Consider the following 26787-nt stretch of genomic DNA (forward strand, 5'->3'; position numbering starts at 1 on the left):
TGCCAGCATTTTTATCGTCACCCTATAAGGAACACCCATGATGCATCCCCAATTGCGCGCGATCGTCCGCGGCATGCCGAAAGCCGAACTGCATATCCATATCGAAGGCTCGCTGGAGCCAGAACTGATTTTCGCACTGGCCGAGCGCAATGGCGTGCCGCTGGGCTATGAATCTGTGGAACACTTGCGCAGCGCCTATGCTTTTACGGATTTACAGTCTTTTCTCGACATTTATTACGCTGGCGCAAGCGTGCTCTTGAAAGAGCAGGATTTCTATGACATGACGCAAGCCTACCTGCGCCGCGCCGAAGCCGATAACGTCTTGCACACGGAAATCTTCTTCGACCCGCAAACGCACACGGCGCGCGGCGTGCCGATGGCCGACGTGATCAACGGCATCCATCGCGCCTGCCAGGACAGCCCCGTCAGCGCGTCCCTGATCCTGTGCTTCCTGCGCCACCTGAGCGAGGCAGAGGCGTTCGAGACCCTGGAAGACGCGCTGCCGCACCGCGACAAGTTCATCGGCATCGGCCTCGATTCCTCGGAAGTGGGCAATCCGCCCGAGAAATTCTCGCGCGTGTTTGCCCGTTGCCGCGAACTGGGCCTGCACCTGGTGGCCCACGCGGGCGAAGAAGGCCCGCCAGCCTACATCCGCACGGCGCTCGATGATTTACAAGTCGAGCGCATCGACCATGGCGTGCGTTGCCTGGAAGACGCGGAACTGACGGCCCGCCTGGCGCGCGAACAGATCGCGCTCACCGTCTGCCCCCTGTCGAACACCAAGCTGCGCGTGTTCGACCAGATGCATGACCATAACCTGGTGCAATTGCTCGACGCGGGCCTGCTGGTGACGGTGAACTCGGACGATCCCGCGTATTTCGGCGGCTACATGAACGACAATTTCGACGCCATCTTCGATGCCTTGCCGCTGGGCCTGTCCCACGCGCAACGCCTGGCGCGCAACGGTTTCATCGCCGCCTTCCTGCCGCAGGCACAGAAAGACGCCTTCCTCGCTACCGTCGACGCGTATTTCGCCCAGCACGCGGCCGCCCACGGCATCGCGCAATAAAATCTGCAGAAAGACCCGCCGCCCATGTTCCGCCTCTCCCTGAAAATGACCGGCCGCGACTGGCGCGCCGGGCAACTGCGTTTCCTGCTCGTCGCGCTGATCGTGGCCGTGGCGGCCCTGTCGGCCGTGGGCTTCTTCGTCGACCGCCTGCGCGCGGGCCTGAACCGCGACGCGCACCAGTTGCTGGGGGCCGACCTCGTGATCAACGCCGACCAGCCCGTCAATGCGGCCTGGCGCGCCGAAGCGCAGAAGCGCGGTTTTATCCTGGCCGACACGGTGACGTTTCCCAGCATGGCGCAGGCGGGCGAGGGCGAGCAATCGATCTCGCAGCTGGCGTCCATCAAGGCCGTCTCGCCCGGCTATCCGCAGCGGGGCAAGCTGAAAATCACGACCAAACCGAGCGAAGCGCAGGAGGCTGTGGGGCAGCCGACCAGCCAGGTGCCGGCGCCCGGCACCCTGTGGGTCGATGCGGCGATCCTGTCCAGCCTGAACGCGAAGCTGGGCGACACCTTGACCCTGGGCGACAAGGCCTTTACCGTCACGCAACTGATCGCCAGCGAACCGGACCGCGGCGCTTCCTTTTTGAACTTCGCTCCGAGAGTGATGCTGCCCTTGAGCGACCTGGCCGCCACGGCGCTGGTGCAGAACGGCTCGCGCGTGTCGTACCGGCTGCTGTTGTCGGCGCCGCCCGCCAAGGCAGCCGAACTTGCGCAATATCAAGCCTGGCTGGAAAGCCAGATCAAGGCGCAGTCCATCAAAGGCGTGCGCATCGAGTCGCTGGAATCGGGCAGCCCGCAAATGCAATCGACGCTGGACCGCGCCGACCGCTTTCTGTCGCTCGTCGGCCTGCTGTCGGCCATGCTGGCAGCCGTCGCCGTGGCCATGGCGGCGCGCCGCTTCATGCTGCGCCACCTCGACGCCTGCGCCATGCTGCGCTGCCTGGGCCTGACGCAAAACCAGGTGACGGCCATGTACGTGATCGAATTCTTATTGGTGGGCCTGGCGGGCAGCGTGATCGGCGTGATGGTGGGTTTCGGCGGCCACCTGGTGCTGCTGGAGTTGCTGGGCAAGCTGGTGCAGAGCGACTTGCCGCCCGTGTCCCTGCTGCCCGCGCTGCAGGGCGTGGCCACCGGCATGTTGCTGTTACTCGGTTTTGCCTTGCCGCCGATTTTGCAGTTGCGCAATGTCCCCCATAACCGCGTGATCCGCCGCGAACAGGAACCGCCGCAGGCGCTGGCCCTGGCCACGTATGGCTTGGGCATCGCCGCCTTCGTCGTGCTGCTGTTGTGGCAGGCGGGCGACGTGAAACTGGCCTTGCTGACGGCGGCCGGTTTTCTGGGCGGCTTCGCCCTGTTCGCCCTGGCCGGCTGGCTGGGCATCCGCTCGCTGAAAAGCCTGCGCGGCGCCTTCAGGCACCAGGGCTGGCGCTTTGCCGTCACGTCCTTGCAGCGCCGTCCGGGCGCCACCGTCATCCAGGTGGTGTCGCTGGCCCTGGGCCTGATGGCCTTGCTGCTGCTGACGGTGGTGCGCGGTGACCTGATGGTGGCCTGGCGCAATGCCACGCCGCCCGATGCGCCGAACCGCTTCATGATCAATATCTTGCCCGAGCAGAAAGACCCGATCGCCGCGCGCCTGGCCCAGGCGGGCGTGGCCAATGCACCGCTGTATCCGATGATACGGGGGCGCCTGGTGGCCGTGAACGGCAACGCCATCACGGAAGCTACGTACGAGGACGACCGCGCCAAGGGCCTGGCCGACCGCGAATTCAATCTGTCGACGATGGCCACGATGCAGGAAGAAAACAAGCTCGTGGCCGGCAAGTGGTTCAGCGACAAGCCCGGCGCGCCGGCGGAAGCGTCGGTGGAAGAGGGCATTGCCAGGACGCTCAAACTCAAGCTGGGCGACAAGCTGCGCTTCGACATCGCCGGCCAGAGCGTCGAGGCGGCCATCACGAGTTTGCGCAAGCTGGAATGGGGCTCGATGCGCGTCAATTTCTTTGTCATCATCAATCCGGCCGCCATGGCGGACACGCCGCAGACGTGGATCACGGCCTTCCACCTGCCGCCTGCGCAGGCGGACCTGGGCAACGCCCTGCTGCGCGACTATCCGAACCTGACGGTGGTCGACGTGGGCGGCGTGCTCAAACAAATCCAGGGCGTGCTGGACCAGGTGGTGACGGCCGTCGAATTCCTGTTCGCCTTTACTTTGGCCTCGGGATTGCTGGTGCTGTATGCGGCCCTGATGGGTTCGCAGGATGAGCGCACGCGCGAAGCTGGCCTGCTGCGCGCGCTGGGTGCCACGCGGCGCCAGCTGGCGCAGGCGCAGCTGATCGAGTTTTCCCTCGTCGGCGCCCTGGCCGGCCTGCTGGCGGCATCGGGCGCGGCCGCCATGGGCTGGGCCCTGGCCACGTACCAGTTCAAGTTCGCCTGGAGCTTCGCACCGGGCGTGTGGGCCTTCGGTCTGCTGGCCGGCGCCCTGTGCGCGATCGCCGGCGGCTGGCTGGGCTTGCGCAATGTGCTCAAGCGTCCGCCGCTGCAGACCTTGCGCGAAAGCTGATCCTAAGCGCTGACGCTGTCGCCCGCGCCCGCGCGCAGAAATTGCGCGTAGGACATGACCGGCTGCCCCAGCTGGTGCGCCGGCACGTCGAACAGGGCCCAGAAATACGTCACGCGGCCCAGGCAGATGGTGGGGGCGGCGCAATAGCGGAACCAGTTTTCGCCGATGTGCGCCGCATACATGCCATCGCTGTCGGCATCGGAAAAGTACGGGATCACGCGCATTTCCAGCAAGGCCAGCAGCAGCGACTCCGGCGCGTCGCTGTCGCGCGCCATTTCGTACTGCGTGTGCAGGCCCCGCTCCGTCTCGATGATCATCAGCTTGGCGTGGCCATCGCGCGTGAAGAACAGGATGCCGCTGGGATTGGGAAAGATATAGAACTCGACGAAGCCGTGGCGCTGGCACAGCTCCTGCACCACGGCGGCCAGCGCTTCGTCTTGCAGGAAACTGTAGTCGTGCAGCATCAGCAAGTCGCGCACGGTATCCGATTGCTGCAGGAAGAATTCGCGTTGCAGGCTGACGATTTCCTGTTCCAGGATGTCGAGCGCATCGTCGTCGCTCTTCTTGATGTAGCGGTCGATCAAGCCCCGGTTGAAGGCCGTCACGGCCACCTTTTCATCGGCCGCGCCTGTAAATAAAATCTTCTTGCACGGCAAGTCGCGCACGGCCTGGCAAAATTCCAGGCCGTTCATCTGCGGCATCGAATAATCGACCACCAGCACGGAGGGCACGGCAAAGCGCTGCGCCTGGCTGCTGATGCGCCAGATGCGTTCGATGTCGAGCGCCACGTTGTACTGGTCGGGCGGCAGGTTTTGCGTATCGAAATTGACGTGCAGCGGCGTCTCGCCCAGTTGCGCGCTGTGGCGCAGCCAGTGCAGCGCGCTGCTGGTGTCGTGGAACGTCTTGCGCGCCAGGCTGGGATCGAGCTGGAACGCCAGGCTTTTCAGGAAGGAATCGCTGTCGTCGATCAATACGGTCAGGGTCGGATGGGTGTAGACGGGCAGTTGCATGCGTCACCTCGCGCGGTGGATGGATGGAAAACGGCTGTGCCTGGTGCTGGCCTGTGGCTGCGGAAACTCCAGCACGAAGATGGCGTACGCGCCTTCGCGCGCGACGCAACTGATGCGCGCATGCCAGGCTTGCATGATTTGCCGGCACAGGGCCAGGCCGATGCCGCTGCCGTTGTGCGCGGGATAGGAATAGAAACGGTCGAAGATCAGCGGCAATCGGCTGGCCGCGATGCCGCAGCCCGTGTCGATGAACAGCAGGCGCGGCACGGGCCGCGCGCCATCGATGATGATGCGCACGCGGCCCTTGCCGGCGCGCTGGATGCCTTTCAAGGCATTGCGCAGCAAGTTCAGCAGGATGACCACGCACAGTTCGGACTGGCCGGAAAAGCTGAAGTCGGCGCGCACGTCGACCTTGACGATGTCGCGCTGCGCCGTGCTGGTAAATGGATAGCGGCGCAGGACGGACGTGACGCTGTCATGCATGGCGACCGTCTCGTTCGCTTCGAGCTTGCGGTTGACGGCGCTGGCGCTGAGCAGGAACAGATCGATCATGTGGTGCATATGGCGCACTTCGAAGCGGATGCGCGCCAGCGCGTCCAGGCTGTCCGCATCGGATGGCTGGCCTTGCGCCCCTTGCAGCCCCCGCTGCAGCCCGCGCACATTCGCCTCGACGCTGACGAGGGGCGTGCGCAATTCGTGCGCCACGCTGCCGAGGCCGGCCGCCAGCCCGGCCAGCTTTTCCTGCGCACCCACATGGCGCCCCACCTTGACGACGGACAGGACGGCAATCGTGAACCAGTGCACGGGCAATTGCTGCAAGACGTCGCTGCTGAGCAAAAAGGCCGGATCACCGGCGACGGCAAACGCCAGGCAGGCCAGCACGGTGCCGCTCAGATAGGCGAGGACGGCGATGCGCGTGTCGAAGTGAAACAGCATGATTAGCGCCACCAGCAGCGAATGTACCCACAGCGCCGAAGCGTGGTTCATCAGGAACATATAGGTGAAGAAAAACGGCAGTTCGAAGGTCAGCCCCAGCAACAGGTAGACGCTGAACCAGGTATTGCTGAAGCGGCCGGGCCATAGCGCCGGCAGGAACAGCAGCGCCGCCACGCTGCGCAGCAGCGGCGATTCGTATTCTTGCGGAAAGAGATACTGCCACAGCGCGTAATACAGGGGCATGCCCAGCGCACCGATGAGCGCCAGCGCGCGCACCTGGGCGCGCCGCACGGGCGTGTGTTCGATGGCATCGTGGAAATGCAGGAAAGGCTGGAGCAGCTTGCCTTGCCATTGTTTTCCGGAAGGGGACTGCGCGTGCATCATGGTCAGGGGGCGTGTTCGTTGAGGCGTGTCAATACAACATGATCGGCGGGTTCCCTCCCTATCAGCAGAATATCGGCATAAGTGTTGAGCTGTATCAATCTCTTGCCGAATGGCTCGCGCATGTTGGACGCGGTAGTTCCCACCGCAACCAATCAGGAGTCCCTATGTCACACGCCCTTTCCTCCCTGTCGTCCCGCGCCATCCACGCCGAGCAACGGATGCCCGCCTTCGTGCGTGCGCGCATGGATGAGCACTATGTCGAGCGCATCGAGAAGCTGCTTGGCGGCGAACACCTGCATGAATGGCAAGCCATGCCGGCCGGTGCCGTGATGCTCGCTGGAAATGATTACCTGAACATCGCCGGCGAGGCGGCGCTGCTGGCGGCCCAGGCGCGCGTCTTGCAGGGCGGCGGCGCCATGCTGATGTCGTCCGTCTTCCTGCAGGAAGGCAGCCGCCAGCACCGCCTCGAACAAAAATTCGCGAATTTTCTTGGCAGTGAAGCGTGCGTGCTGGCGCAGTCGGGCTGGGCCGCCAACGTGGGCTTGCTGCAAAGCCTGGCCGGGCCCGGCATCCCCGTGTACCTGGACATGCAGGCGCACGCTTCGCTGTGGGAAGGCGTGCAATCGGCGCAAGCCGTGCCCGTCGCCTTCCTGCACAACGATGGCGCCCACCTGCAGCGCCAGCTCGACAAGCATGGCCCCGGCATCATCATCGTCGATGCGCTGTACAGCACCAACGGCAGCGTCGCGCCGCTGCGGGACATGGTGGAAATTGCCGAGCGCAGCGGCAGCATGCTGATCGTCGACGAGTCGCACTCGCTGGGCACGCACGGCCCGCAGGGCGCGGGGCTGGTGGCGGAGCTGGGTCTGGCCGACAGGGTGCATTTCCGCACGGCGTCGCTGGCCAAGGCGTTCGCGGGCCGGGCGGGGCTGATCACGTGCTCATCCCGCTTCAAGGGATATTTCCTGTCCGCTTCGCGGCCCGCCATCTTCAGTTCCTGCCTGCTGGAACACGAACTGGCCTGGTTCGATGCGGCGCTCGATTTCATCCGCGCCGCCGATGCCCGCCGCGCCGCCTTGCGCCGCCACAGCGTGCAGCTGCGCCAGGGGCTGATGGATCTCGGCTACAACGTCAGCGACGGCACCGAGCAGATCATCGCGCTGGAGGCGGGCAGCGAACCCGATACCTTGATCCTGCGCAAGGCGCTGGAGCGGCACGGCATCTACGGCGCCGTCTTCTGTGCGCCAGCCACGCCGAAGAACCGTTCGCTGGTGCGTTTGACCCTGAATGCGGGCTTGCGCGAGGATGAGTGCGCAAGAGTGCTGGCCGCCTGCGCCGCCATCCGCGACGAGACGGGCATGGCGCGCTGGCCGTCGACGCGGCGCCTGCGCAAGCTGGCGCTGGTGTAGCGCGCGTCAGCCGTTAGAGGGCTGCTTGCCGGCGATAGCGCCCAACAGCAGGGACAGGGGCGCCAGCTGGTCCGCGCTGGCGTTGCCCAGCAATTCCTGCGCCAGCGCCTGCGCCGTCGTGTTCGCGTGCGCCAGCAGCGCCTGCCCCGCCTCGGTGATGGCGGCATAGCCGACGCGCGCATCGCGCTGGTCGGCCTGGCGTGCCACCAGGCCAATCTTTTCCAGCGGCATCAGCGAGCGCGTGATGCCGGACGCCGTCAGCGCCAGGCGCTCGGCTAGGTCGATGCGGCGCAGGCGGCCGCCGGGCGCCCGCTGCAGGTGGTACAGCAATTGGTAATCGCTGAAACTCAGGCCGTGCAGATTGCCCAGGATGCTGTCGAAGCGGCGCACGATGAGCGCCTGGGCGCGCGCCAGGCGCAGGCAAAAGTCCAGCGCGCTGGCGCCGTCCGGCGGCGGGGAAGTGAGATCGGTCATGTTTTCCTTGTATTGGCTGCGCAGTGCTTGAGTGCGCAAGTGTAAAGCATGGCCGCTCAATACAGGGATTGCCCTTGTTCCAGCAGCTGCGCCTGGTGCAGGGCCAGCAGGGCGTCCAGCTCGGCATCCGCATCGAAGGCGGGATCGGCGGATTGATCGACAGTGTCGATGATGTCGAAGCGAAAAGCCGCCGCGCCGTCGCGCCGCCAGTCCGTCTGCAGGCACGCATTGCGGTGCTTGCCCAGGTTCAGTTCGAAGCGGTGGCGGTTCAGCGTGCCGGGCGCGTTGCGGCTGCATTCGATCAGGGTGCGCCCGCTGGGCAAGTGCTGCAGCGCGATGATGCCCAGCGCTGGCGCTTGTTGCCGGTAGGCCGCTTTCAGGGCCGTTTGTCGTGTTTTATCCATGGTAGAACTTTCTCAATGTGACGATACGGAAGTGTTGCCCGCGATGCGGGGAATGTCGGTCAGCAGGGTGGCGGCCACGGCGGCGGCCAGCAGCAGGGCGCCGCCGCCGCAGAACAGTTCGCCCACGCTCAGGTGGCGCAGCAGCGCGCCCGTGGCTGCCGCCGACAGGGGCGCCAGTCCCAGGAAGATGCCCATGAACAGCGCCATCGCCCGGCCCAGCATGGCGGGCGCCACCTGCCGCTGTATCCACGTAAAGATGGCCACCTGCACATAGCCGCCCAGCATGCCGGTGATGGCCAGCAGGGCCGCGCCGTGCCAGCCGGTGCTGATCTGTCCCAGCGCCATCAGCAGGCAGCCGACGACAGCGTCGACGAGCAGCAAGGTGGCGCCGAAATGGCGGCGCAGCCAGGCGCCGCCCAGGCTGGACGCCAGCATGCCTGCCAGGGTGCCGGCGCCGTGCGCGCCCATCAGCAAGCCCAGCGCCGGGGCACCGTGCAGGCGTTCGCTGGCCAGTACGGGCAAGGCCACCTGCAGCGGCCCCATGACGAAGAAGGCCACCAGCGCCCAGTAGGCATAACAGCTGCGCAGGGGCAAGTCGCGCCACACCATGGCCAGGCCCGCCGCCATGTCGCGCCACATGCCCTGCGTGGCCGCCGCGGGCAGTGGCCGCAGCTTGACTTGGCGCAAGGTCCAGGCGGAAAACACAAACGTCAGCGCATCGATGGCAAAGGCGGCGGCCAGCGCCGCCATGGCGGTGTGCCGCCCGGTACCGTGGGCGCCCAGCACGAGCGCCGCCAGCAGTGGACCGGCCAGCAAGGACAGCTGGCGCACACCCATCTGCAAGCCATTGGCTTTCTGCAACGATGAGGCAGGCACGGCTTGCGGCAGGATGGCCGTGCCGGCCGTGCCGGCCGGGATGCCGAAGGCGGACGCGACGCCCAGCGCCAGCGCGGCCGCATACGCGAGCGCCAGGCTGGCCTGGTCCAGCCACAGCAGTCCCGCCAGTGCCAGCAGGATGGCAGCGTTCGCATATTTGCTCAGTAGCAGCACGCGCCGGGGCGAATAACGGTCGGCGATGGTGCCGCCCAGCAAGATCAGCACGGCGCGTGGCGCGCCCATCAGGGCCACGGCGATGCCGAGACTGAGGCTATCGCCCGTCAGGCTCAGCACCAGCCAGGGCAGGGCCAGCAGGCTGAACTGGTCGCCCAGCATGGAGACGAGGCCGCCGCCCAGCAGCCAGCGGAAGTTGGTATTGCGTAGCAAATCAGTGTCTGTGGCGGTTGGCATATTCGTCTTGTCCATGTTTAAAAATTGCATGGTAGTTGATAAAAGCTTGAGTAGTCAAGTATGTTGCTGTTTATTGCGGCAGCGAGCGCTGGCGCTGCATGGAGCGCCGATGCTTGCGCTATCATGGCGGCCATGACTGATACCACTGCCCCCACCCTGTATGAGACCATCGGCGGCGCCCCCGTGCTGCGTGAAATGGTCGACCGCTTTTATGACTTGATGGAACTCGAACCCGAGTTCGCCGGCATCCGCGTCATGCATCCGCCCTCGACGGACGGTTCGCGCGACAAGCTGTATTTCTTCCTGACGGGCTGGATGGGCGGGCCGGATTTGTATATCGAGAAATTCGGCCACCCGCGCCTGCGCGCCCGCCACTTGCCCTACGCCATCGGCACCAGCGAGCGCGACCAGTGGCTGCGCGCCATGGCCTGGGCCATGGAAGACACGGGCATCGAAGAATCCTTGCGCGTGCGCCTGATGGAATCGTTCTATCAGACGGCCGACTGGATGCGCAACAAACCTGACTGACACCCATGAGCCCTATCGAGTTCTACAGCCTGCTGTGCGCCGCCATCGCCGCCATCATCTTGTTGCTCTTGCTGCTGCTGCGTCCCCGTGGCGCGGCCGGCGATGGCGCCACCACCCTGGCGCTGGTGCAGCAGCACCAGCAGCAAAGCCTGGAACGCATCGACCGGGTCGAGCGCGAAGTGCGGCTGCAATTGCAGGCATCGGCGCAAGCCACGCGGCAAGACCTGGCGGCTGGCCTGGCGCAATTCCAGGCAGCAACACTGCAGCAGCTCGACAGCCTGCGCACGCAGATGCAGGCGCAGGGGAAAGTCGGGCGCGAAGAACAGGCGCAAAGCCTGGCGCGCTTTGCCGACAGCACCAATCAAACCCTGGCCCAGCTGACGGAATCGAATGCGCAGCGCATGCTGGAAGTGCGCGCCACGCTGGAGAACAAGATCCGCGACTTGCAGGCCGACAATGGCGCGCGCCTGGAAGAAATGCGCAAGACGGTCGACGAGAAACTGCACGCCACCCTGGAAACGCGGCTTTCCGCCTCGTTCCAGCAAGTGTCGGAGCGGCTGGAAAAAGTCCACCAGGGACTCGGCGAAATGCAGCAGCTGGCGCTCGGTGTGGGCGACCTGAAGCGGGTGCTCACCAACGTCAAGACGCGTGGCACCTGGGGCGAGGTGCAGCTGGAAATGCTGCTGGAGCAGGTACTCACTGTCGACCAGTATGCGAAGAACGTGGAAACGGTGCTTGGAACCGGCGCGCGCGTGGAATTCGCCTTGAAGTTGCCGGGCATGGTCGAGGGCGGCGCGCCCGTGTGGATGCCCATCGATGCGAAATTCCCCAAGGAACAATACGAACGCCTGGTCGAGGCGGCCGAGCGGGCCGATGCCGACGGCGTGGCCCTGGCGGGCCGCGAACTGGAACGGGCCGTGCGGGGCGAGGCGAAAACCATCGCCGAGAAATACCTGGCGCCGCCGCAGACCACCGACTTTGCCATCCTCTTCCTGCCCACGGAAGGCCTGTATGCGGAAGTGCTGCGCCGCCCGGGCCTGGCCGACGAATTGCAGCGCGTGCACCGGGTCAGCATCGCCGGGCCATCGACCCTGACGGCCTTGCTCAACAGCCTGCAGATGGGTTTCCGCACCCTGGCGCTGGAAAAGCGCTCGTCCGAAGTGTGGCAGGTGCTCGGTGCCGTCAAGACGGAGTTCGGCAAGTTCGGCGACGTGCTGTCGCAAACCCGGCTGACCCTGGAAAAGGCGGCGAAGAATATCGAAAGCGCGGAAGTGCGCAGCCGGCAGATGGCGCGCAAATTGAAATCCGTGGAAGCCTTGCCGGGCGAGGCGGCTGCCTTGCTGCTGGGTAAGGCGGACGGCGAATAGCGCCGCCCTGTTCGCCGCAGCGGCCGGCTAGGCCTGTTGTTCCTCGTCCATCTGGCGCCTGACGATGGCAGCGGTGATGCTGCCGGGCGCATCGAGCTCGCGCTGCGCCAGCGTGCGCATGGCGTCATTCGCCAGGCCGGCCAGCAAGGCGGCGCACAGCGCGTCGGCCTCGGCGGCCTGTCCCTGGCCGCGCAGTACGGCAGCGGCGATCCGCACGTCTTTCACCAGATTCATCAACTCCGCCGCCAGGCGCGGTGCCGTGCCCGGCGCAGGAAGCAGGGGCTGGCTGGCGGCCAGGGCATTGACAGTCTCGAGGTGTGCCAGCGGGGCGGGGCAGCGGTAGCGCTCCGCCAGCGCAAAATTGCCCACTTCGACGACGGCTGGCAGCGCTTGCCAGGCGTACCGGCGCGCCAGTTCCGGGGCGCTGGCGTCCAGCCGGGCGAACAGGTCGGCGGTGGAGCGGACATCGCCCAGCGTCTCGTTCATTTCGACGATGAGAGAAAAACGCGATGCGCGCCCGAACGCGTTGCTTGCCGGCGGCACGCTACTGTCGTGGCGTCCGAAATCGTGCTCGCCTGACAGCAGCAGCCGTATTTGCGCGTCACGCTCCACCTGCAGCGCGGTGTACGCCGGCGCGTAGGCCTCGGCCAAAAACTTCCACTCCAGCATGGGGATGAAATAGCTCGACCTTGCCGGATTCACGACTCGTCTGGCGTCGGCGAACAGCTGTTGCAGCAGCGGCAGCGCTTGCGCATGCCGGCCTTCCGCGCGCAGCGCAATGAGACGTGTCAAAAGGCTATCGATATCGGGCATGGCGGTCCTTGTCTGGAATGCATCATAGTAACAAGTCCGCACCCGGCTGGCTACGCATCAGGCGGCATGCTTGCCGGCCCGGCGTTTTCTGGCGGCGAAGGCCGTCAGCGCCAGTCCCGCCAGCAGCATGGCCCAGGTTTGCGGTTCCGGCACGGCCGGCAGGACTGTCGGCCCGGTAGGCGGCAGGGTTGGCAGGATCACGGTGGGCGGCACGATGATGCTGCTGCCCTGGTCTGGCGGCCTGCCGCCACCACCTCCGCCACCGCCACCGCCACCGCCACCGCCCGTGCCGGCCGGCGGGCCGATATCGCTGACGGTACGCACATAACCGAAGGGCAGGAAAGGAATGCTGGCCACCTCGGGCGGCATGGCGCCGCCCGTGAAAGAACCGCCGCGCAAGGCGTCGGGATTGTCGATCACGGGCACGCCTGCCGCTTCCGGGGCGGCGGGCGCGGCGGCTCCCGGTGCAGCACCGCCGGGAGCGGCACCGGCCGCCGGCGGCGCCGACGCGGGCGCCTGCGTGATGCGGCTGACGTTGCGGCAAATCGTCGGCACCAGGATGCACTGGCCCTGCACGCAATACACGAGTCCCCGTTCCTGCATCTGTTCGCTCCAGCCTGCGCGCGTGACATTGCGGCAAACGCGGCCCGGGCCGAAATGCATCTCGCTGATGCGCGCGTTGTAATTGCCCTTGCCGCGGATGGCGTCGCGGCTGATCACCACGATCTCGTCGTACTGGCGCGCGCGCATGCGCTCCTTCAATTGTTCGCGCACCTGCGGCGCGATATCCGTATAGCGGTCCACGGCCGCGACCACATCGCCCATGAACGGATCGACGCCGGGACGGTTCCAGCTGCAGTTATCGAGCACGTCGGTGCGGGCCATGCCTTTCGCGTAGGCGGGCAGGGAAGCCAGAGACAACATGCCGAATATGACTGCCGCACCCAGCATGCAGGTGTTCGCTAACCATGGGCCGTGTTTCATTGGAAGTTTCCTCGTGAAAACAATATCAAAATTGAATTTTTTGTGTGAGTTCGAATGTTATCATAGAAGAAACTTCAATATCAACTAATAAATAAAATTATTACAATTAGTGTTGTGTTTATTGATTTATTTTAAGGGGAGATAATTGATATTTTTATCTCGATGGACGAACGCCTGCCGCGCAAGGGAAATTGATTGCAAGGGGGAAAGAAAACGGCCCGCACAAGGCGGGCCGTCAGGGAGAAGAAGGAGGAGGAGAGTTGCTTACATCAGGCCATGGAACAGCACGACGTCGACGAGGTCGCCGGCCGCCACGTGGCCTTGCGCCTCATGCAGCACGATCATGCAATTGGCTTGCGTCATCGAGCGCAGGATGCCCGAGCCTTGCGCGCCCGTCACGCGCACGTGCTGGCGTCCGTCCGCGCCCCGCTCGACGATGCCGCGCTGGAATTCCGTGCGGCCCCGCTTCTTGCGGATAGGCGCTTGCGCCGCCACCTGCAGCAGGGGCAGGCTGGCCGTGTCCGCATCGGCGCCCATCAGGCGCAGCAGGGTGGGGCGGGCGAGAAAATAAAACGCCGCCATCACGGCCACGGGGTTGCCGGGCAGGCCCAGCAGCAAGGCCGTGTCGCCTTCGCTGGCAATCCGGCCAAAGGCCATGGGGCGGCCCGGGCGCATGTTGATTTGCCAGAAGGCGACCTCACCGAGACGGGCCAGGATGTCGCGCGTAAAATCGGCCGCGCCGCTGGACACGCCGCCCGAGGTGAGGATGACGTCGGCCTTGGCGCAGGCGCCGCGCAGGGCCGCTTCCAGCGCTTGCGGATTGTCCTTGACGATGCCCATGTCGAGCACGTCGCAGCCGAGGCGGGTCAGCATGCCCAGCAGGGTGTAGCGGTTGCTGTCGTAGATGCAGCCCGCGTCGAGCGGCTCGCCGATCGCGCGCAATTCATCGCCCGTGGAAAAGAAGGCCACGCGCAGGCGGCGGCGCACGGGCACCGTGGCGATGCCCAGCGAGGCCAGCAAACCGAGTTCGGCCGGTCCCAGGCGTTTGCCCTGCAGCAGCGCGGGTTTGCCCTGCATCAAGTCTTCGCCCTTGAAACGGCGGTTGTCGCCGGGACGGATGCAGTCCGGCGCCAGCGTGATGCTGGTTTCGCCGGCTTGCAGCACGAGTTCCTGCGGCACCACGCTGTCGCAGCCGTCCGGCATGACGGCGCCCGTCATGATGCGCGCGCATTGTCCGCGCCCCACGTTGACGGTGCCGGGACGGCCGGCCAGGATGGTGTCGACCACGGCCAGTGTCAGCGGAGCGCTGCCGCCCAGGCCGGCGCCAAGGTCAGCCCCGTGCAGCGCATAGCCATCCATGGCGGAATTGTCGTGCGCGGGCACGCTGATGGGCGAGATGATGTCGGCCGCCAGGATGCGCTCGAACGCTTGCGGCAGCGGCAATTCCTCGATCTCGGTCACGGGCGCGACGGTGTCGGCCAGGATGGCTTGCGCCATCGGCACGCTCAATCCCCGCGCCTGCAGGGCGGCCAGCTCGTCCGGCGTATTGATGTTGCCGAACGCGGCGCCATCCTCGAAGAGCACTTCGGCCAGCTTCAAGGGGCCGTGCCAGGTGCGCATGCGGCGCTCTCCGCCGCGCAGATACGCGTCAAGCTGAGGCAGGGCCGATGTTTTCACCAGGCAAAAGACGGGATGGGGACGGCGTACCGTCGATCCCGTCGCCGGATCGAGCTCGTCGGTGACGGCGATGGCCAGGTCGGCATGGTCCGCGATCAAACCGGCCGCCAGGCGCGCCGCCAGGTCGGGCGGCAGCAGGGGCGAATCGCACGGCACGGTCAGCAGGTAGGCGGTGCCGGCGTGCTGCATGCCGCTGTGCAAGCCGGCCAGCGGCCCCAGCTGGCCCGGCAGCGCATCCGGCCATACGGGCACGCCGAAGCGCGCGTACTCTCCGGCATCGGCGTGGACGCTGATGGCCAGCTGGCCCACTTGCGGCGCCAGGCGCTGCAGCACGTGGCGCGCCAGGGGCTGGCCGTGCAGGGGCAGCATGCCCTTGTCGCGCTGGCCCATGCGCGTGCCGAGGCCACCGGCCAGGATGAGGCCGGTAATGTCGTGTTTGTTGATCATGTCAGGTCGGAAAATGGGTGCATGCGCCATGGTAGCAGCGGCGGGCGCGCGCCGCGTCCGAATCAGCCGCCGATGTACGACATTTCCACTTTCTTTTTACCGTGCTCAAGCGCGCCGCCCGTCAAATCCGTCTGGCTGGTGCGCAATTGCGAATAGCGGTCGCCGCGGCCGCGCCACAGCTGCGCCACGGCCGAGGAAATTTCCGCATCGCTGTGGCCGCCGCGCAGCAGGCTGCGCAAGTCGTGGCCGCTGCTGGCGAACAGGCACGTGTACAGCTTGCCCTCGGTCGATAGGCGGGCGCGGCTGCAGTCACCGCAGAACGCTTGCGTGACGCTGGAAATGAGGCCGATTTCGCCGCCGCCATCGGCGTAGCGCCAGCGCGCCGCCGTCTCGCCCGTGTAGTTCGGGTCGATGGGCAGCAAGGGCATGTGTTCGCCGATACGGCGCACCACCTCGGCCGAAGGGATGACTTCCTGCAAGTTCCAGCCGTTCGAGGCGCCCACGTCCATGTATTCGATGAAGCGCAGGATGTAGGGTGTGCCCTTGAAGTGGCGCGCCATGGGCACGATTTCCTGCTCGTTCATGCCGGCCTTGACGACCATGTTGATCTTGATCGGGCCCAGGCCCGCCGCGTGGGCGGCATCGATGCCGTGCAGCACGTCGGCCACGGCGAAATCGACGTCGTTCATGCGCTTGAAGGTGGCGTCGTCGAGCGAGTCGAGCGAGACGGTAACGCGGTTCAGGCCCGCATCCTTGAGCGTCTGCGCCTTTCTGGCCAGCAGGGAACCGTTGGTCGTCAGGGTCAGGTCCAGCGGCTGGCCCGACGGCGTGCGCAGCTCGGCCAGCATGGCGATGAGCTTTTCGATATTCTTGCGCAGCAGCGGTTCGCCGCCCGTCAGGCGGAGCTTTTCCACGCCGTGCTCGACGAACAGGCGCGCGATGCGCGTGATTTCCTCGAACGACAGCAAATCCGTGTGCGGCAGGTACACGTGGTTCTTGTCGAACACGTCCTTGGGCATGCAATACACGCAACGGAAATTGCAGCGGTCGGTAATCGAGATGCGCAAGTCATGCAGGGGCCGGCCCAGGCTGTCGGCCACGCTGCCGCTGGGACTTTCCAGCCGCGCGGGGATCGCCGGTGCCCCATTACGGGCCTCGGCGAGGTAGATAATCTTGTCAGCCATGAAAGGTGATACCACTTACGTTAAGTCGTTCAAGGCAGATACGATAGCACGAGGCCGAAGATGGCACAGGCGAGCAGCAATTTGATGGTTCCCATTTGAAACTTGATCAGCGTCACGCCGGCCGCCAGCGCGATGACGATGGCCAGCCAGTCCCAGTGGGGCAGCGGATTTGCTTGCCAGAACACATGGCGGCCAAAGAACAGGGCCAGGCTGGCGATGACGCCCACCACGGCCGCCGAGATGGCGCTCAGCGGTGCGCTCAGGCGCAAGTTGCCGCGCGACGCTTCCACCACGGGCGCGCCGGCCAGGATGAAGATGAACGAGGGCAGGAAAGTAAACCAGCTGGCGACCAGTGCACCGCACACGCCCGCCAGCCACAGGTGTTCACCGGCGATGCCTGCGGCATGGCTCCAGCCGCCGACAAAGCCGATGAAGGCGACGATCATGATCAGGGGGCCGGGCGTCGTTTCGCCCAGGGCCAGGCCATCCATCATCTGCGCGCTCGTGATCCAGTGGTAATGGTCGACGGCGCCCTGTACCAGGTAGGGCAGCACGGCATACGCGCCGCCGAACGTGAGCAGGGCCGCCTTGCTGAAAAACACGCCCATCTGCGCCAGCGGCCGGTCGACCCCGCCCGCCAGCGCCAGGCCCAGCCAGGCAAAGAAGGCCAGCGCCAGGCCCACGGCGGCCGTGCCAAGCAGGCGCGGCCAGCGGAAACGCGCGTGCTCTGGCGTGGGCGTGTCGTCATCGATCAGGGCGGCGCCGTAGCGGGCCACGCCGCCATGTTGCGTGCCGCCGGCTTGAAAATGGGTGGGAAGCCAGCGCCCGCCCGCCATGCCCAGCAGGGCAGCGGTGAGCACGATCAAGGGAAATGGCAGCTGTAGCACGGCGATGGCGACAAATGCTGCCGCCGCGATGGCCGTCAGGCCGGGGCTGCGCAAGGTGCGCCGGCCCAGTCGCCAGGCGGCCGCCAGCACGATGGCGACGACGGCCGGCTTGATGCCGTACAGGATGCCGGCGATGGCGGCCACGTGGCCATACGCCATGTACAGCCAGGACAGGACGATCAGCACACCCAGCGAGGGCAGCAGGAACAGCAGGCCCGCCACCAGGGCGCCGCGCGTGCGGTGCATCAGCCAGCCGATGTAGATGGCCAGCTGGGTCGCTTCCGGTCCCGGCAGCAGCATGCAGTAATTGAGGGCGTGCAGGAAGCGCTGCTCGGAAATCCAGCGCCGCTTTTCCACCAGTTCCGCATGCATCATGGCGATTTGCCCGGCCGGGCCGCCAAAGCTGATGCATCCCAGCTTGAGCCAGTACCAGAAGGCGCTGCGCAGGCTGACGGGGGCGGGACGGGGCAGATTGGCGTTCTCGTGCATGGCGGCGGGCTGGCAAGAAGAGTGGACGTAAAAAAGGGGAAGCCTGAGCTCCCCCTTTCATTATTGGCGGCTGGGCGAACCCGGCGCGCTTATGGACGTTGCGTGTTGACCTGGATCAACGGCTCATCCGATTGCGGCGGCAATGGCTTGCGTTCGCGCGGCTTGCGGACCGGGGCGACTGCCTTGGCGGCCGCTTCCTGCGCCAGGCGCAGTTTTTCCGGATCGGTGGCCGCCAGGGTCAGGCCGGCCGAACCGAGCACCGCGCTCAAGTCCAGCGGCGCCGCCGCTGGCACGGCAGGTGCCGGGGCAGGAGCAACGACAGGCGCTGGTGCAGGAGCAGGAGCAGGAGCAGGAGCAGCTTCGGCAACCGCCGGGGCAGCTTCCACCACGGCCGGTGCCGCTTCGGCGACTGGCGCTGCTTCAGCCACTACGACGGTTTCCACGACCGCAGCCGTTTCCACGACGGGCGCCGCTTCCACGACGGGTGCCGCTTCGACGATGACTTCCGCTGGAGCAGGCGCAGGCGCAGCTTCCGCTTTCTCGGCAAAGCTGTACTCGGCAGCTGGTACCGGCTCGGCAGCGGCCGGTTCAGCTTGCGCGGCAGGCACTTCGACAGGGGCTTGCGCTACGACCGGCGCAGCAACTGGCGCGGCTTCAGCGGCAGGAGCGGCTTCTTCGACCTTGGCGATGTCCACCACCTTGGCCACTTCCACCACTTCGACCACTTCCACGACGGCAGCTTCCACTGGCGCCGCGACGGCGACGACAGCGGCGGCAGCCACGACGGCCACCGGAGCGGCATCAGCGGCGGCTTCCGGCGCCGGAGCGACCGTAAAGCTGATTACTGGCGCGTCCTGGCCATCGTTCTCGCCGTTTGCCGATTCGATCAGCTCGCCCGTTTCGCGGTCGCGGCGGTTGCGGTTGCGGCCACCACGACGGCGACGGCGGCGCGGTTCTTCGCCTTCCACGTCGTTTTCCGTCTCTTCGCCTTCAGGGCCGGCATTTGCCGGCGCTTTCAGCAAGCTCGTTGGTGCGGCATCAGCGTCCGGGCCGTTTGAGGCCACGACCACGTTGATGGCACTGGCGCTGGCGCCAACCAGGGCCAGTTCGTCAGCTTTCACTTCAGCAACAACAGCCTTGTCGGCGCGTGGTTCGCGGCCTTCGCGCGGCTGGCGTGGCGGACGTTCGGCACGTTCCGGGCGCTCTGCGCGCTCGGGACGCTCGGCGCGCTCAGGACGTTCACCGCGTTCGCGTGGTGCTGCTGCCGTATCGCCGTTCTCGCGCGCTTCACGCGGTTCGCGTGGCGGACGCGGCGGGCGTGGCGGACGTGCCGCTTTTTCCAGTGCTTCCGCTTCTTTCGCTGCATCGTCCTGGGCTGGGCGGCCCTGGCCTGGTTCGCGCTCTTCGCGGCCAGGCTTGCCGTTGCGGCCACGGCCACGCGGGCCACGGCTGTTGCGGTCGCCGCGGTCGGTGCCCGCCGGCTTGGCCGGTGCGACAGGGGCTGGCGCTGGCGCCACCGGTGCCGGGGCGCCGGTGAAGAAGCTGATGATCTTGGCGATCAGGCCTTGCGGTGCGGCAGGCGCGGCCACTGGAGCCGGTTTCGCTTCGACGGGCTTGCGCTCGACCAGCGGTGCCGGCTGGTCAGGGGTGATCGTCTTGACGACGGCTTCCTGGCGCGGCTTGGCTTCTTCCTTCTGGCGCTTGCTGTACGCCATGTCGGTTTCAGCGCTTTCGGCCAGGTTGTAGCTGGCCTGGCTGTCTTCCAGACGCGGATCGTCGTGCTTGATGCGTTCCAGTTTGTAGTGCGGCGTTTCCAGATGCTTGTTCGGGATCAGGATCACGGCGATGCGGTGGCGGTTCTCGATCTTCAGCACTTCGCCGCGCTTTTCGTTGAGCAGGAAGGCGCCCACGTCCACGGGTACCTGCACGTGGATGGTGGCCGAGTTTTCCTTCATCGCTTCTTCCTGGATGATGCGCAGCACCTGCAGGGCGGACGATTCCGTGTCGCGGATGTGGCCGGTGCCGGAGCAGCGCGGGCACGTCACGTGCGAGCCTTCGGACAGCGAAGGGCGCAGGCGCTGGCGCGACAGTTCCATCAGGCCGAAGCGGGAAATCTTGCCCATTTGCACACGGGCACGGTCATGGTGCAGCGCATCTTTCAGGCGCTGTTCCACTTCGCGCTGATTCTTCGCCACTTCCATGTCGATGAAGTCGATGACGATCAAGCCGCCCAGGTCGCGCAAACGCAGCTGGCGGGCCACTTCTTCGGCCGCTTCGCAGTTGGTGTTGAAGGCGGTCGTCTCGATGTCCGAACCGCGCGTGGCGCGGGCCGAGTTGACGTCGACGGAGACCAGTGCTTCGGTGTGGTCGATCACGATGGCGCCGCCCGATGGCAGCGGCACGGTGCGGCTGTAGGCCGTTTCGATCTGGTGTTCGATCTGGAAGCGCGAGAACAGCGGCACGTCGTCGCTGTAGCGTTTTACGCGGTGCACCATGTCGGGCATCACGTGGCTCATGAACTGGTGCGCCTGGTCGTAGATCTCGTCGGTGTCGATCAGGATCTCGCCGATGTCGGGCTGGAAGTAGTCGCGGATGGCGCGGATGACGAGCGACGATTCCTGGTAGATCAGGAACGCGCCGTTGGCCGACTTGCCGGCGCCTTCGATGGCGCGCCACAGTTGCATCAGGTAATTCAAGTCCCACTGCAGTTCATCGACGTTGCGGCCGATGCCGGCGGTGCGGGCAATGACGGACATGCCAGCAGGCAAGTCCAGTTTATCCATGGTTTCGCGCAATTCCTGGCGCTCTTCCCCTTCCACGCGGCGCGATACGCCACCGCCACGCGGGTTGTTCGGCATCAAGACCAGGTAGCGGCCGGCCAGCGAGACGAACGAGGTCAGGGCGGCGCCCTTGTTGCCGCGCTCTTCCTTTTCCACTTGCACCATGATTTCCTGGCCTTCGCGCAGCGCTTCCTTGACGGAAGCGTTACGTACGTCGACGCCTTCGCGGAAATACGTGCGGGCAACTTCCTTGAAAGGCAGGAAGCCGTGGCGGTCTTCGCCATAGCTGACGAAGCACGCTTCGAGCGATGGCTCGATGCGCGTGATCACGCCCTTGTAGATGTTGGATTTGCGCTGTTCGCGCCCGGCTGTCTCGATATCGATGTCGATCAGTTTTTGTCCGTCGACAATCGCTACGCGCAGTTCTTCTTGCTGCGTGGCATTAAACAACATGCGTTTCATTTTTATAACTCCGCGACCCGTAGGCCATCTCAAAGCCGCTTCCGGGGAAGCGGCGAAGTACAGGGATATATGCGAGAACGGGAGTGTTGGCGGGGGAAATGCCTTAGCGTGCGGAGCAACAACGCGTACGAGGTATACGTTACGGCCGCAACAGGCGCGGTGAGGTCAATCGTCATGCCGAGTGCACAGGACACTTGCAACTCATCTGAAACAGCCCGAATGAGAATGAACTGCATCGGGGGCAGAGAATGCAAGTGGTCAGCAAATTCAGAGCCAAATCGTAAGCCGGCTTATTACAGGGATCGCGATGGCGAGGCTTGGCCTCAGCCTATTCATCGACAACCCTCAGTATTGTGGCCGCATACGGGGTTTGGCGAAAACGGCAAGCGTTATCAACTTCATCAACCCGCGAGCCCGACTCGATAAGTCGCGCTAACGGGTACTTATCCTTATAATCCAATACACTCACTTCAGCATCTCCACGCGTTATCCGATTACAACTACGGTGCAACCTTGATTCGCGCAGGGATGGTGCATATACATTTTTTTCCACCGAATTTGCAATTTGGCGAGGCCGGTGGAGACGCCCCTGTGTAAAATGTGCTTTTATTCTTACACTCGCAGCAGCCAGGGCCGCAGCAAAAACAATTATATATTCAAAATGAAGGACTTAGAGAGATTTCTGGGAAGACATAGTAAATGAAGAGTCAAAATGATGTTGTTCCCCCTTCAACACCCCCGGTTCAGCCGCAAGCCCAATTCGTAACGATCGCCGAAGAAGAAGCAGGCCAGCGTATCGACAACTACTTATTAAGAGTGTGCAAGGGAGTGCCTAAAAGCCACATCTACCGGATCTTGCGATCGGGAGAAGTGCGGGTAAATAAAGGCCGTATCGATCAGCTGTACCGTCTCGCCGCCGGCGACGTGGTGCGCATTCCACCCGTGCGCGTGGCCGAAAAGGCGCCCACGGGCGCGCCGGCCGCCGAATTCAAGATCATCTTCGAAGATGCGCAGCTGCTCGTCATCGACAAGCCGGCCGGCGTGGCCGTGCATGGCGGCTCGGGCGTGTCGTTCGGCGTGATCGAGCAATTGCGCGCTTCGCGCCCCGACGCCAAGTTCCTGGAACTGGTGCACCGCCTGGACCGCGACACGTCCGGCCTGCTGTTGCTGGCAAAGAAACGCACGGCCTTGACGAATCTGCACGAGCAGATGCGCGACGGCGTCACGGATAAACGCTATCTGGTGCTGGTGGCGGGCGACTGGAAGAATGCGCGCCAGCATATCAAGTTGCCGTTGCATAAATATACGACGGCCGAAGGCGAGCGCCGGGTCGCCGTGCAAGCCGATGGCCTCGCGTCGCATACGGTGTTTTCACTGTTGCATAAATATCACAACTTCGCCTTGCTGGAAGCGGAATTGAAGACGGGACGCACGCACCAGATCCGCGTGCACCTGTCGTCGTCCGGTTTCCCCATCGCCGGCGACGATAAATATGGCGACTTTGCCCTCAACCGTGCCCTGTTGAAGGCCGACAGCACGCGCGGCGCCCTGAAGCGCATGTTCCTGCACGCGCACCAGATCACGTTTACGCATCCGGAAACGGGCAAGACGATGACCCTGAACGCGCCGCTGGCTGCCGAATGCGAGCGTTTCTTGGTAAGCTTGGGCAAACCATTGGCCGTTGCCGCACGATAACTACCGACCGCGTGCGCGCGATACTACTCACAAGGTAGTCAGTCGCCATCATTCATTCTCAAGGAGCCGGCGACTTTGTCGTCGGGAAACATGGCAAGAAAGCAATTTGATCTGATCGTCTTCGATTGGGACGGTACCCTGATAGACAGTACCTCGACCATCGTCAAGTGCATCCAGGCATCGGCCAAAGACCTGGGCTTGCCCATTCCCACCGAGTTGCTGGCCTCGCATGTGATCGGCCTGGGCTTGCAGGAAGCGATGCAGCTGGTGATGCCCGATGTGGAGCCGAAATACCATGCGCGCATGGCCGAACGCTACCGTTATCACTATCTGTCGCGCGACCATGAGCTGACCCTGTTTCCTGGCGTGCAAGAGATGCTGCAGGAACTCTCGCAGCAGGCGTACTTCCTGGCCGTCGCCACGGGCAAGAGCCGTGTCGGCCTGAACCGTTCGCTGAATGCCGTCAAGCTGCTGTCCTTGTTCGATGCGACGCGCTGCGCCGATGAAACGTTTTCCAAGCCCCATCCGGCCATGCTGCAGGAGCTGACGCGCGAACTGGGCCAGGACATGCGCCGTACCGTGATGATCGGCGACACCAGCCATGATTTGTTGATGGCAAGCAATGCAGGCGCGGCGGGTATTGCCGTAGAGTATGGAGCGCATCCGGTCGAGCAGTTGCAGGCTTGCAATCCGCTGTATTCGGCCGCCACGGTGGCCGATCTGCACCAATGGCTGAGCGAGCACGCATGATGAGCGACGTTGTCGATGTGTTCATTTGTGCGGCCGAGGCCGTGGCCGATGGCGGCAAGGGCGTGCGCTTTCCCGTCTCGGCCGGTGGCGAGGCGACCACGGGCTTTGTCGTGCGCCACGGCGGCAAGGCGTATGGCTACCTGAACCGCTGCGCCCATGTGCCCATCGAGCTGGACTGGGCCGAGGGCGAGTTTTTTGAGTCCAGCGGCTTGTATCTGATGTGTTCGACGCATGGCGCCATCTATGTGCCGGAGAGCGGCTACTGCGCGGGCGGCCCGTGCAAGGGCGGCCGCTTGCGTCCGATTCCCGTGACCGAGCGCGATGGCCAGCTGTACTGGCAGCCCGATGAGTATGTCCAGCCGCTGCCGGCCTGAAGTCCGGCAGCGGCATTATTGCAATTTAAACAAAGTGAACCATGAGCGAAAACACGAATGACAAGCTGGACAGCGGCGCGCCAGCCGCCGGCCACGGCGCCCCTGCGGGGAACTGGGAGCGCGACGTGCTGGAAAAGCTGGTATTTGCCACTTTGCAAGAGCAACGCGCGCACCGCCGCTGGAGCATCTTTTTCAAGGTGTTCGGCCTGCTGATCGTGTTGTTCGCTCTGTGGGTGTTTTATGACTACAACACGGCCGACGACAGTGAAACCCTGGGCCGCCACACGGCCCTGATCGATATCAGCGGCGCCATCGAGTCCGAAGGCAGCGGCTCGGCCGCCGTCGTCATCCCCGCGCTGGACAAGGCGTTTTCCGACGCCGGCTCCGTGGCCGTGGTGCTGCATATTAATAGTCCGGGCGGCAGTCCCGTACAGGCCGGCATGATCGTCGACGAGATGCAGCGCCTGCGCAAGGGCTATCCGGACAAGCCTTTATATGTGGTGGTCGATGAAATGTGCGCCTCGGGCGGCTATTACATCGCGGCCGCCGCCGACCGCATCTATGTCAACAAGGCCAGCGTGGTCGGCTCCATCGGCGTGCTGATGGATGGCTTCGGCTTCACGGGCGTGATGGAAAAGGTGGGCGTCGAGCGCCGGCTGCTGACGGCGGGCGAGAACAAGGGCTTCATGGACCCGTTCAGCCCCTTGACGGACAAGCACAAGGCGTATGCGCAAGGCATGCTCAATGAAATCCACCAGCAATTCATCGACGTCGTGCGCACGGGGCGGGGCAAGCGTCTGAAGGAAACGGCCGATACGTTCTCGGGCCTGTACTGGACGGGCGCGAAAGCCGTGGAAATGGGCCTGGCCGATGACTTCGGCACGGTCGACAGCGTGGCGCGCGACGTCGTCAAGGCGGAAGACATCGTCGACTACACGCAGCATGAAGGCTTGCCGGAACGGGTGCTGAAGAAATTCGGCGCGGCCATGGGCGCGGGCGCCATGAAGGCGGCCGTGCAGCAGTCACAACCGGCGTTGCGCTGATGACATGACTCTTGGCTGGCAGGCAAGCCAGTCGAGAATGATTTTCAATAAGGTGGTAAATTGGCTTGAAAAAGGGGCTGCTTGGGCTATAGTGAAAACGTAGTTCTTTTCAAGGAGGGGCGATATATCAACTATGTTGTCAGTACTAACTTGATTGGCAGGTCTTGGAACTACTTGCCGCATCGCAGATGTGGTTTTGAGTGAATTTACATTCCTCACTAAAGTCCCGATGGGGCTTGGGAACGGCGGCGCAATGCCGCCGTTTCCTTTTGTGCGTCGTTCATGGTTGATGGGATGTTGTCGGCTGTGTCTGGGCGTGCGGGTAGGTCAGGCATGCGAGGGCGGGGCATGGCTGGTCGGATGGGCCGCGTTCAGACGGCGCAGCCGTTGCAGTGCGCGGGCAAGGTCGTGGCCTGCCGGGCCGCCGCTGCACTGGCGCCGGTGCTGGAGCCGATCTCGGGCGGCATGTCCGCCATGGCGCGCGCGCTTACGTTGTCGGCCGCCGCATCCGCTTCCGCCTGCGCAAAACCGCCCAGTTCCAGCCAGCACATGAAATGGCATTGCGCCTCGGCATGCCAGCGCGTCTGGCTCGCTGGCGAGGGCCGCGCGTCCGCCTCCTGCGGCGCAGGGGTTTTGCTCCAGCGCGCCACGCCGAGTCTGACCTTGTGCATGGCCGCTTGTTCCGTAGCGATGCGCGTGCGCATGTCAGCGATGCTGCCTTGTAAGGCGATGGTATCGGTATGCTTCATACAATGTCCTTGTCAGTGATTGCCTAGTTATTATTCCTAAGGCTCGTTAGGCGGATTCCTAACGAAGTTTCAGTCTATCAATGCGATATTCCGAGCGCTTGATATATCTCAAAGGAATCATCCATTTCTCGCCAAATCTCACCTTGTTCTTTTTGGTATTTCTGCGTGCTCCACGCTTTCGTGCCGCTGGCACCGTCGCGCGAGCGCCGGGTGGCGCCGCTTCACGCTGTCAGCCGCTTCTGGTAAAGTCACGCCCATGAGTAAATTATCCCTAGACCGCATCCTGCAATCGCAGGGTTTTGGCACCCGTAAATATTGTCGTTCCCTCATCGAGGATGGCGATGTCGTCATCGATGGCGTCACCCAGACCAATTACCGCACCACCGTCGAGACCGAAGGCCTGGTGCTGCACGTGTTCGAAGAAGAGTGGGTGGTCCGCATGCACGTGTACCTGGCGCTGAACAAGCCTGCCAACTTCGAATGCTCGCGCAAGCCCAGCCACCATCCTGGCGTGCTGACCCTGCTGCCGGAGCAATTCACCTGGCGCGAAGTCCAGCCCGTTGGCCGGCTCGACCACGATACGACCGGCATGCTGCTGATGTCCGACGATGGCGCATTTATCCATGCACAATCGTCGCCGAAGCGCCACGTTCCGAAGATTTACCAGGCCACCACGCAAGAGCCCGTGACCGATGAACTGGTGGCCCTGCTGTTGGCCGGCGTGCAATTGCACGACGAACCGGCCCCGCTGGCCGCCCTCGTCTGCGTCAAGCGGGGCGAGTTCCAGCTGGAAATCGTGCTTGAGCAAGGCAAATACCATCAGGTCAAGCGCATGCTGGCCGCCGCCGGCAACCATTGCAGCGCGCTGCACCGTTCCGCCATCGGCAGCCTGACCCTGAAGTCGCTGGGCATCGCCGAAGGCGAGTGGTGCTATCTGACGCCCGAGCAGATCGCTCTCCTCGCGTAAACTCTCCTGACCGTCAAAGCCGGGGATATCCCGGCTTTTTGGCGTCTTTAGCCTTCAATTGC

The 26787-nt window shown here is 64.4% G+C and carries 22 protein-coding genes; 10 read left to right on the forward strand and 12 right to left on the reverse strand.

The window, feature by feature from the left end; all coding sequences use genetic code 11:
- The first annotated feature begins 37 nt into the window (after window positions 1-37).
- A complete protein-coding gene (locus tag ACQ4WQ_RS01605; RefSeq protein WP_436494231.1) occupies window positions 38-1069 on the forward strand; it encodes an adenosine deaminase in 1032 nt (343 codons plus the stop codon).
- A 24-nt stretch (window positions 1070-1093) separates the two neighbouring features.
- Window positions 1094-3625, forward strand: a complete 2532-nt coding sequence (locus ACQ4WQ_RS01610) for an ABC transporter permease (RefSeq protein ID WP_436494233.1) — start codon at window positions 1094-1096, stop codon at window positions 3623-3625.
- 2 nt (window positions 3626-3627) lie between these two features.
- Here the strand turns inward: ACQ4WQ_RS01610 and ACQ4WQ_RS01615 are convergent, their stop codons facing one another.
- The gene (locus ACQ4WQ_RS01615) at window positions 3628-4635 is read right to left on the reverse strand and encodes a response regulator (RefSeq protein ID WP_326456433.1); all 1008 of its coding nucleotides are present in this window, start codon (window positions 4633-4635) and stop codon (window positions 3628-3630) included.
- A 3-nt stretch (window positions 4636-4638) separates the two neighbouring features.
- The gene (locus ACQ4WQ_RS01620) at window positions 4639-5955 is read right to left on the reverse strand and encodes a sensor histidine kinase (RefSeq protein WP_436494236.1); all 1317 of its coding nucleotides are present in this window, start codon (window positions 5953-5955) and stop codon (window positions 4639-4641) included.
- A 164-nt stretch (window positions 5956-6119) separates the two neighbouring features.
- Between ACQ4WQ_RS01620 and cqsA the strand changes: the two genes are divergently transcribed.
- A complete protein-coding gene (gene cqsA, locus ACQ4WQ_RS01625) occupies window positions 6120-7364 on the forward strand; it encodes an alpha-hydroxyketone-type quorum-sensing autoinducer synthase (RefSeq protein WP_326456435.1) in 1245 nt (414 codons plus the stop codon).
- Between the two features lie 6 nt (window positions 7365-7370).
- Here cqsA and ACQ4WQ_RS01630 read toward each other — a convergent pair whose 3' ends face one another.
- From ACQ4WQ_RS01630 to ACQ4WQ_RS01640, 3 genes are read right to left on the reverse strand one after another with little or no spacing between them, the layout of a single operon-like run.
- Complete coding sequence (locus ACQ4WQ_RS01630; protein WP_436494238.1) at window positions 7371-7838, reverse strand: MarR family winged helix-turn-helix transcriptional regulator; 468 nt, start codon at window positions 7836-7838, stop codon at window positions 7371-7373.
- 56 nt (window positions 7839-7894) lie between these two features.
- On the reverse strand, window positions 7895-8242 hold the full coding sequence (locus ACQ4WQ_RS01635; protein WP_436494240.1) for a GIY-YIG nuclease family protein: 348 nt from the start codon (window positions 8240-8242) through the stop codon (window positions 7895-7897).
- A gap of 12 nt (window positions 8243-8254) precedes the next feature.
- Window positions 8255-9529: an MFS transporter gene (locus tag ACQ4WQ_RS01640; protein ID WP_436494242.1), complete on the reverse strand. Its 1275-nt coding sequence runs from the start codon at window positions 9527-9529 to the stop codon at window positions 8255-8257.
- 132 nt (window positions 9530-9661) lie between these two features.
- Here ACQ4WQ_RS01640 and ACQ4WQ_RS01645 point away from each other — a divergent pair, with 132 nt between their 5' ends.
- Together ACQ4WQ_RS01645 and ACQ4WQ_RS01650 are read left to right on the forward strand one after the other, a co-directional pair.
- Window positions 9662-10057 carry a group II truncated hemoglobin gene (locus ACQ4WQ_RS01645; protein ID WP_034754244.1) on the forward strand — a complete coding sequence of 132 codons (396 nt, stop codon included), beginning with the start codon at window positions 9662-9664 and terminating at the stop codon, window positions 10055-10057.
- A gap of 5 nt (window positions 10058-10062) precedes the next feature.
- Window positions 10063-11424: a DNA recombination protein RmuC gene (locus ACQ4WQ_RS01650; RefSeq protein ID WP_436494244.1), complete on the forward strand. Its 1362-nt coding sequence runs from the start codon at window positions 10063-10065 to the stop codon at window positions 11422-11424.
- A 27-nt stretch (window positions 11425-11451) separates the two neighbouring features.
- Here ACQ4WQ_RS01650 and ACQ4WQ_RS01655 read toward each other — a convergent pair whose 3' ends face one another.
- The 6 genes from ACQ4WQ_RS01655 to ACQ4WQ_RS01680 form a co-directional block, all read right to left on the reverse strand.
- Complete coding sequence (locus ACQ4WQ_RS01655; protein ID WP_436494246.1) at window positions 11452-12216, reverse strand: hypothetical protein; 765 nt, start codon at window positions 12214-12216, stop codon at window positions 11452-11454.
- A 78-nt stretch (window positions 12217-12294) separates the two neighbouring features.
- Window positions 12295-13221 (reverse strand): MHFG family PEP-CTERM protein, encoded by a 927-nt coding sequence (locus ACQ4WQ_RS01660; protein WP_436494248.1) that lies wholly within the window; start codon window positions 13219-13221, stop codon window positions 12295-12297.
- A 264-nt stretch (window positions 13222-13485) separates the two neighbouring features.
- Complete coding sequence (moeA, locus tag ACQ4WQ_RS01665; protein WP_436494250.1) at window positions 13486-15345, reverse strand: molybdopterin molybdotransferase MoeA; 1860 nt, start codon at window positions 15343-15345, stop codon at window positions 13486-13488.
- 62 nt (window positions 15346-15407) lie between these two features.
- Window positions 15408-16529 carry a GTP 3',8-cyclase MoaA gene (gene moaA, locus ACQ4WQ_RS01670; RefSeq protein WP_436494252.1) on the reverse strand — a complete coding sequence of 374 codons (1122 nt, stop codon included), beginning with the start codon at window positions 16527-16529 and terminating at the stop codon, window positions 15408-15410.
- 29 nt (window positions 16530-16558) lie between these two features.
- Window positions 16559-17905, reverse strand: coding sequence for a chromate efflux transporter (gene chrA / locus ACQ4WQ_RS01675; RefSeq protein WP_436494254.1), 1347 nt, complete (start codon window positions 17903-17905; stop codon window positions 16559-16561).
- Window positions 17906-17994: 89 nt separating this feature from the next.
- The gene (locus ACQ4WQ_RS01680) at window positions 17995-21147 is read right to left on the reverse strand and encodes an Rne/Rng family ribonuclease (RefSeq protein WP_436494256.1); all 3153 of its coding nucleotides are present in this window, start codon (window positions 21145-21147) and stop codon (window positions 17995-17997) included.
- 699 nt (window positions 21148-21846) lie between these two features.
- Between ACQ4WQ_RS01680 and ACQ4WQ_RS01685 the strand changes: the two genes are divergently transcribed.
- From ACQ4WQ_RS01685 to ACQ4WQ_RS01700, 4 genes are all read left to right on the forward strand, one after another.
- Entirely contained in the window at window positions 21847-22842 is a 996-nt protein-coding gene (locus tag ACQ4WQ_RS01685; protein ID WP_034754116.1) for an RluA family pseudouridine synthase, read from the forward strand.
- Between the two features lie 90 nt (window positions 22843-22932).
- Entirely contained in the window at window positions 22933-23592 is a 660-nt protein-coding gene (locus tag ACQ4WQ_RS01690) for an HAD-IIIA family hydrolase (protein WP_096237515.1), read from the forward strand.
- Complete coding sequence (locus tag ACQ4WQ_RS01695) at window positions 23589-23966, forward strand: Rieske (2Fe-2S) protein (RefSeq protein WP_436494259.1); 378 nt, start codon at window positions 23589-23591, stop codon at window positions 23964-23966. The genes ACQ4WQ_RS01690 and ACQ4WQ_RS01695 overlap by 4 nt, the downstream gene beginning before the upstream one ends.
- Before the next feature lie 41 nt (window positions 23967-24007).
- Window positions 24008-25009, forward strand: a complete 1002-nt coding sequence (locus ACQ4WQ_RS01700) for a S49 family peptidase (protein WP_326459279.1) — start codon at window positions 24008-24010, stop codon at window positions 25007-25009.
- Window positions 25010-25380: 371 nt separating this feature from the next.
- Here the strand turns inward: ACQ4WQ_RS01700 and ACQ4WQ_RS01705 are convergent, their stop codons facing one another.
- Window positions 25381-25758: a hypothetical protein gene (locus ACQ4WQ_RS01705; RefSeq protein WP_436494261.1), complete on the reverse strand. Its 378-nt coding sequence runs from the start codon at window positions 25756-25758 to the stop codon at window positions 25381-25383.
- Between the two features lie 256 nt (window positions 25759-26014).
- Here ACQ4WQ_RS01705 and ACQ4WQ_RS01710 point away from each other — a divergent pair, with 256 nt between their 5' ends.
- Window positions 26015-26725, forward strand: a complete 711-nt coding sequence (locus ACQ4WQ_RS01710; RefSeq protein WP_436494263.1) for a pseudouridine synthase — start codon at window positions 26015-26017, stop codon at window positions 26723-26725.
- Window positions 26726-26787: the final 62 nt, after the last annotated feature.

Origin of the sequence: Janthinobacterium goodfellowi (assembly GCF_051380695.1) — a bacterium.
Classification (GTDB): Bacteria; Pseudomonadota; Gammaproteobacteria; order Burkholderiales; family Burkholderiaceae_D; genus Janthinobacterium.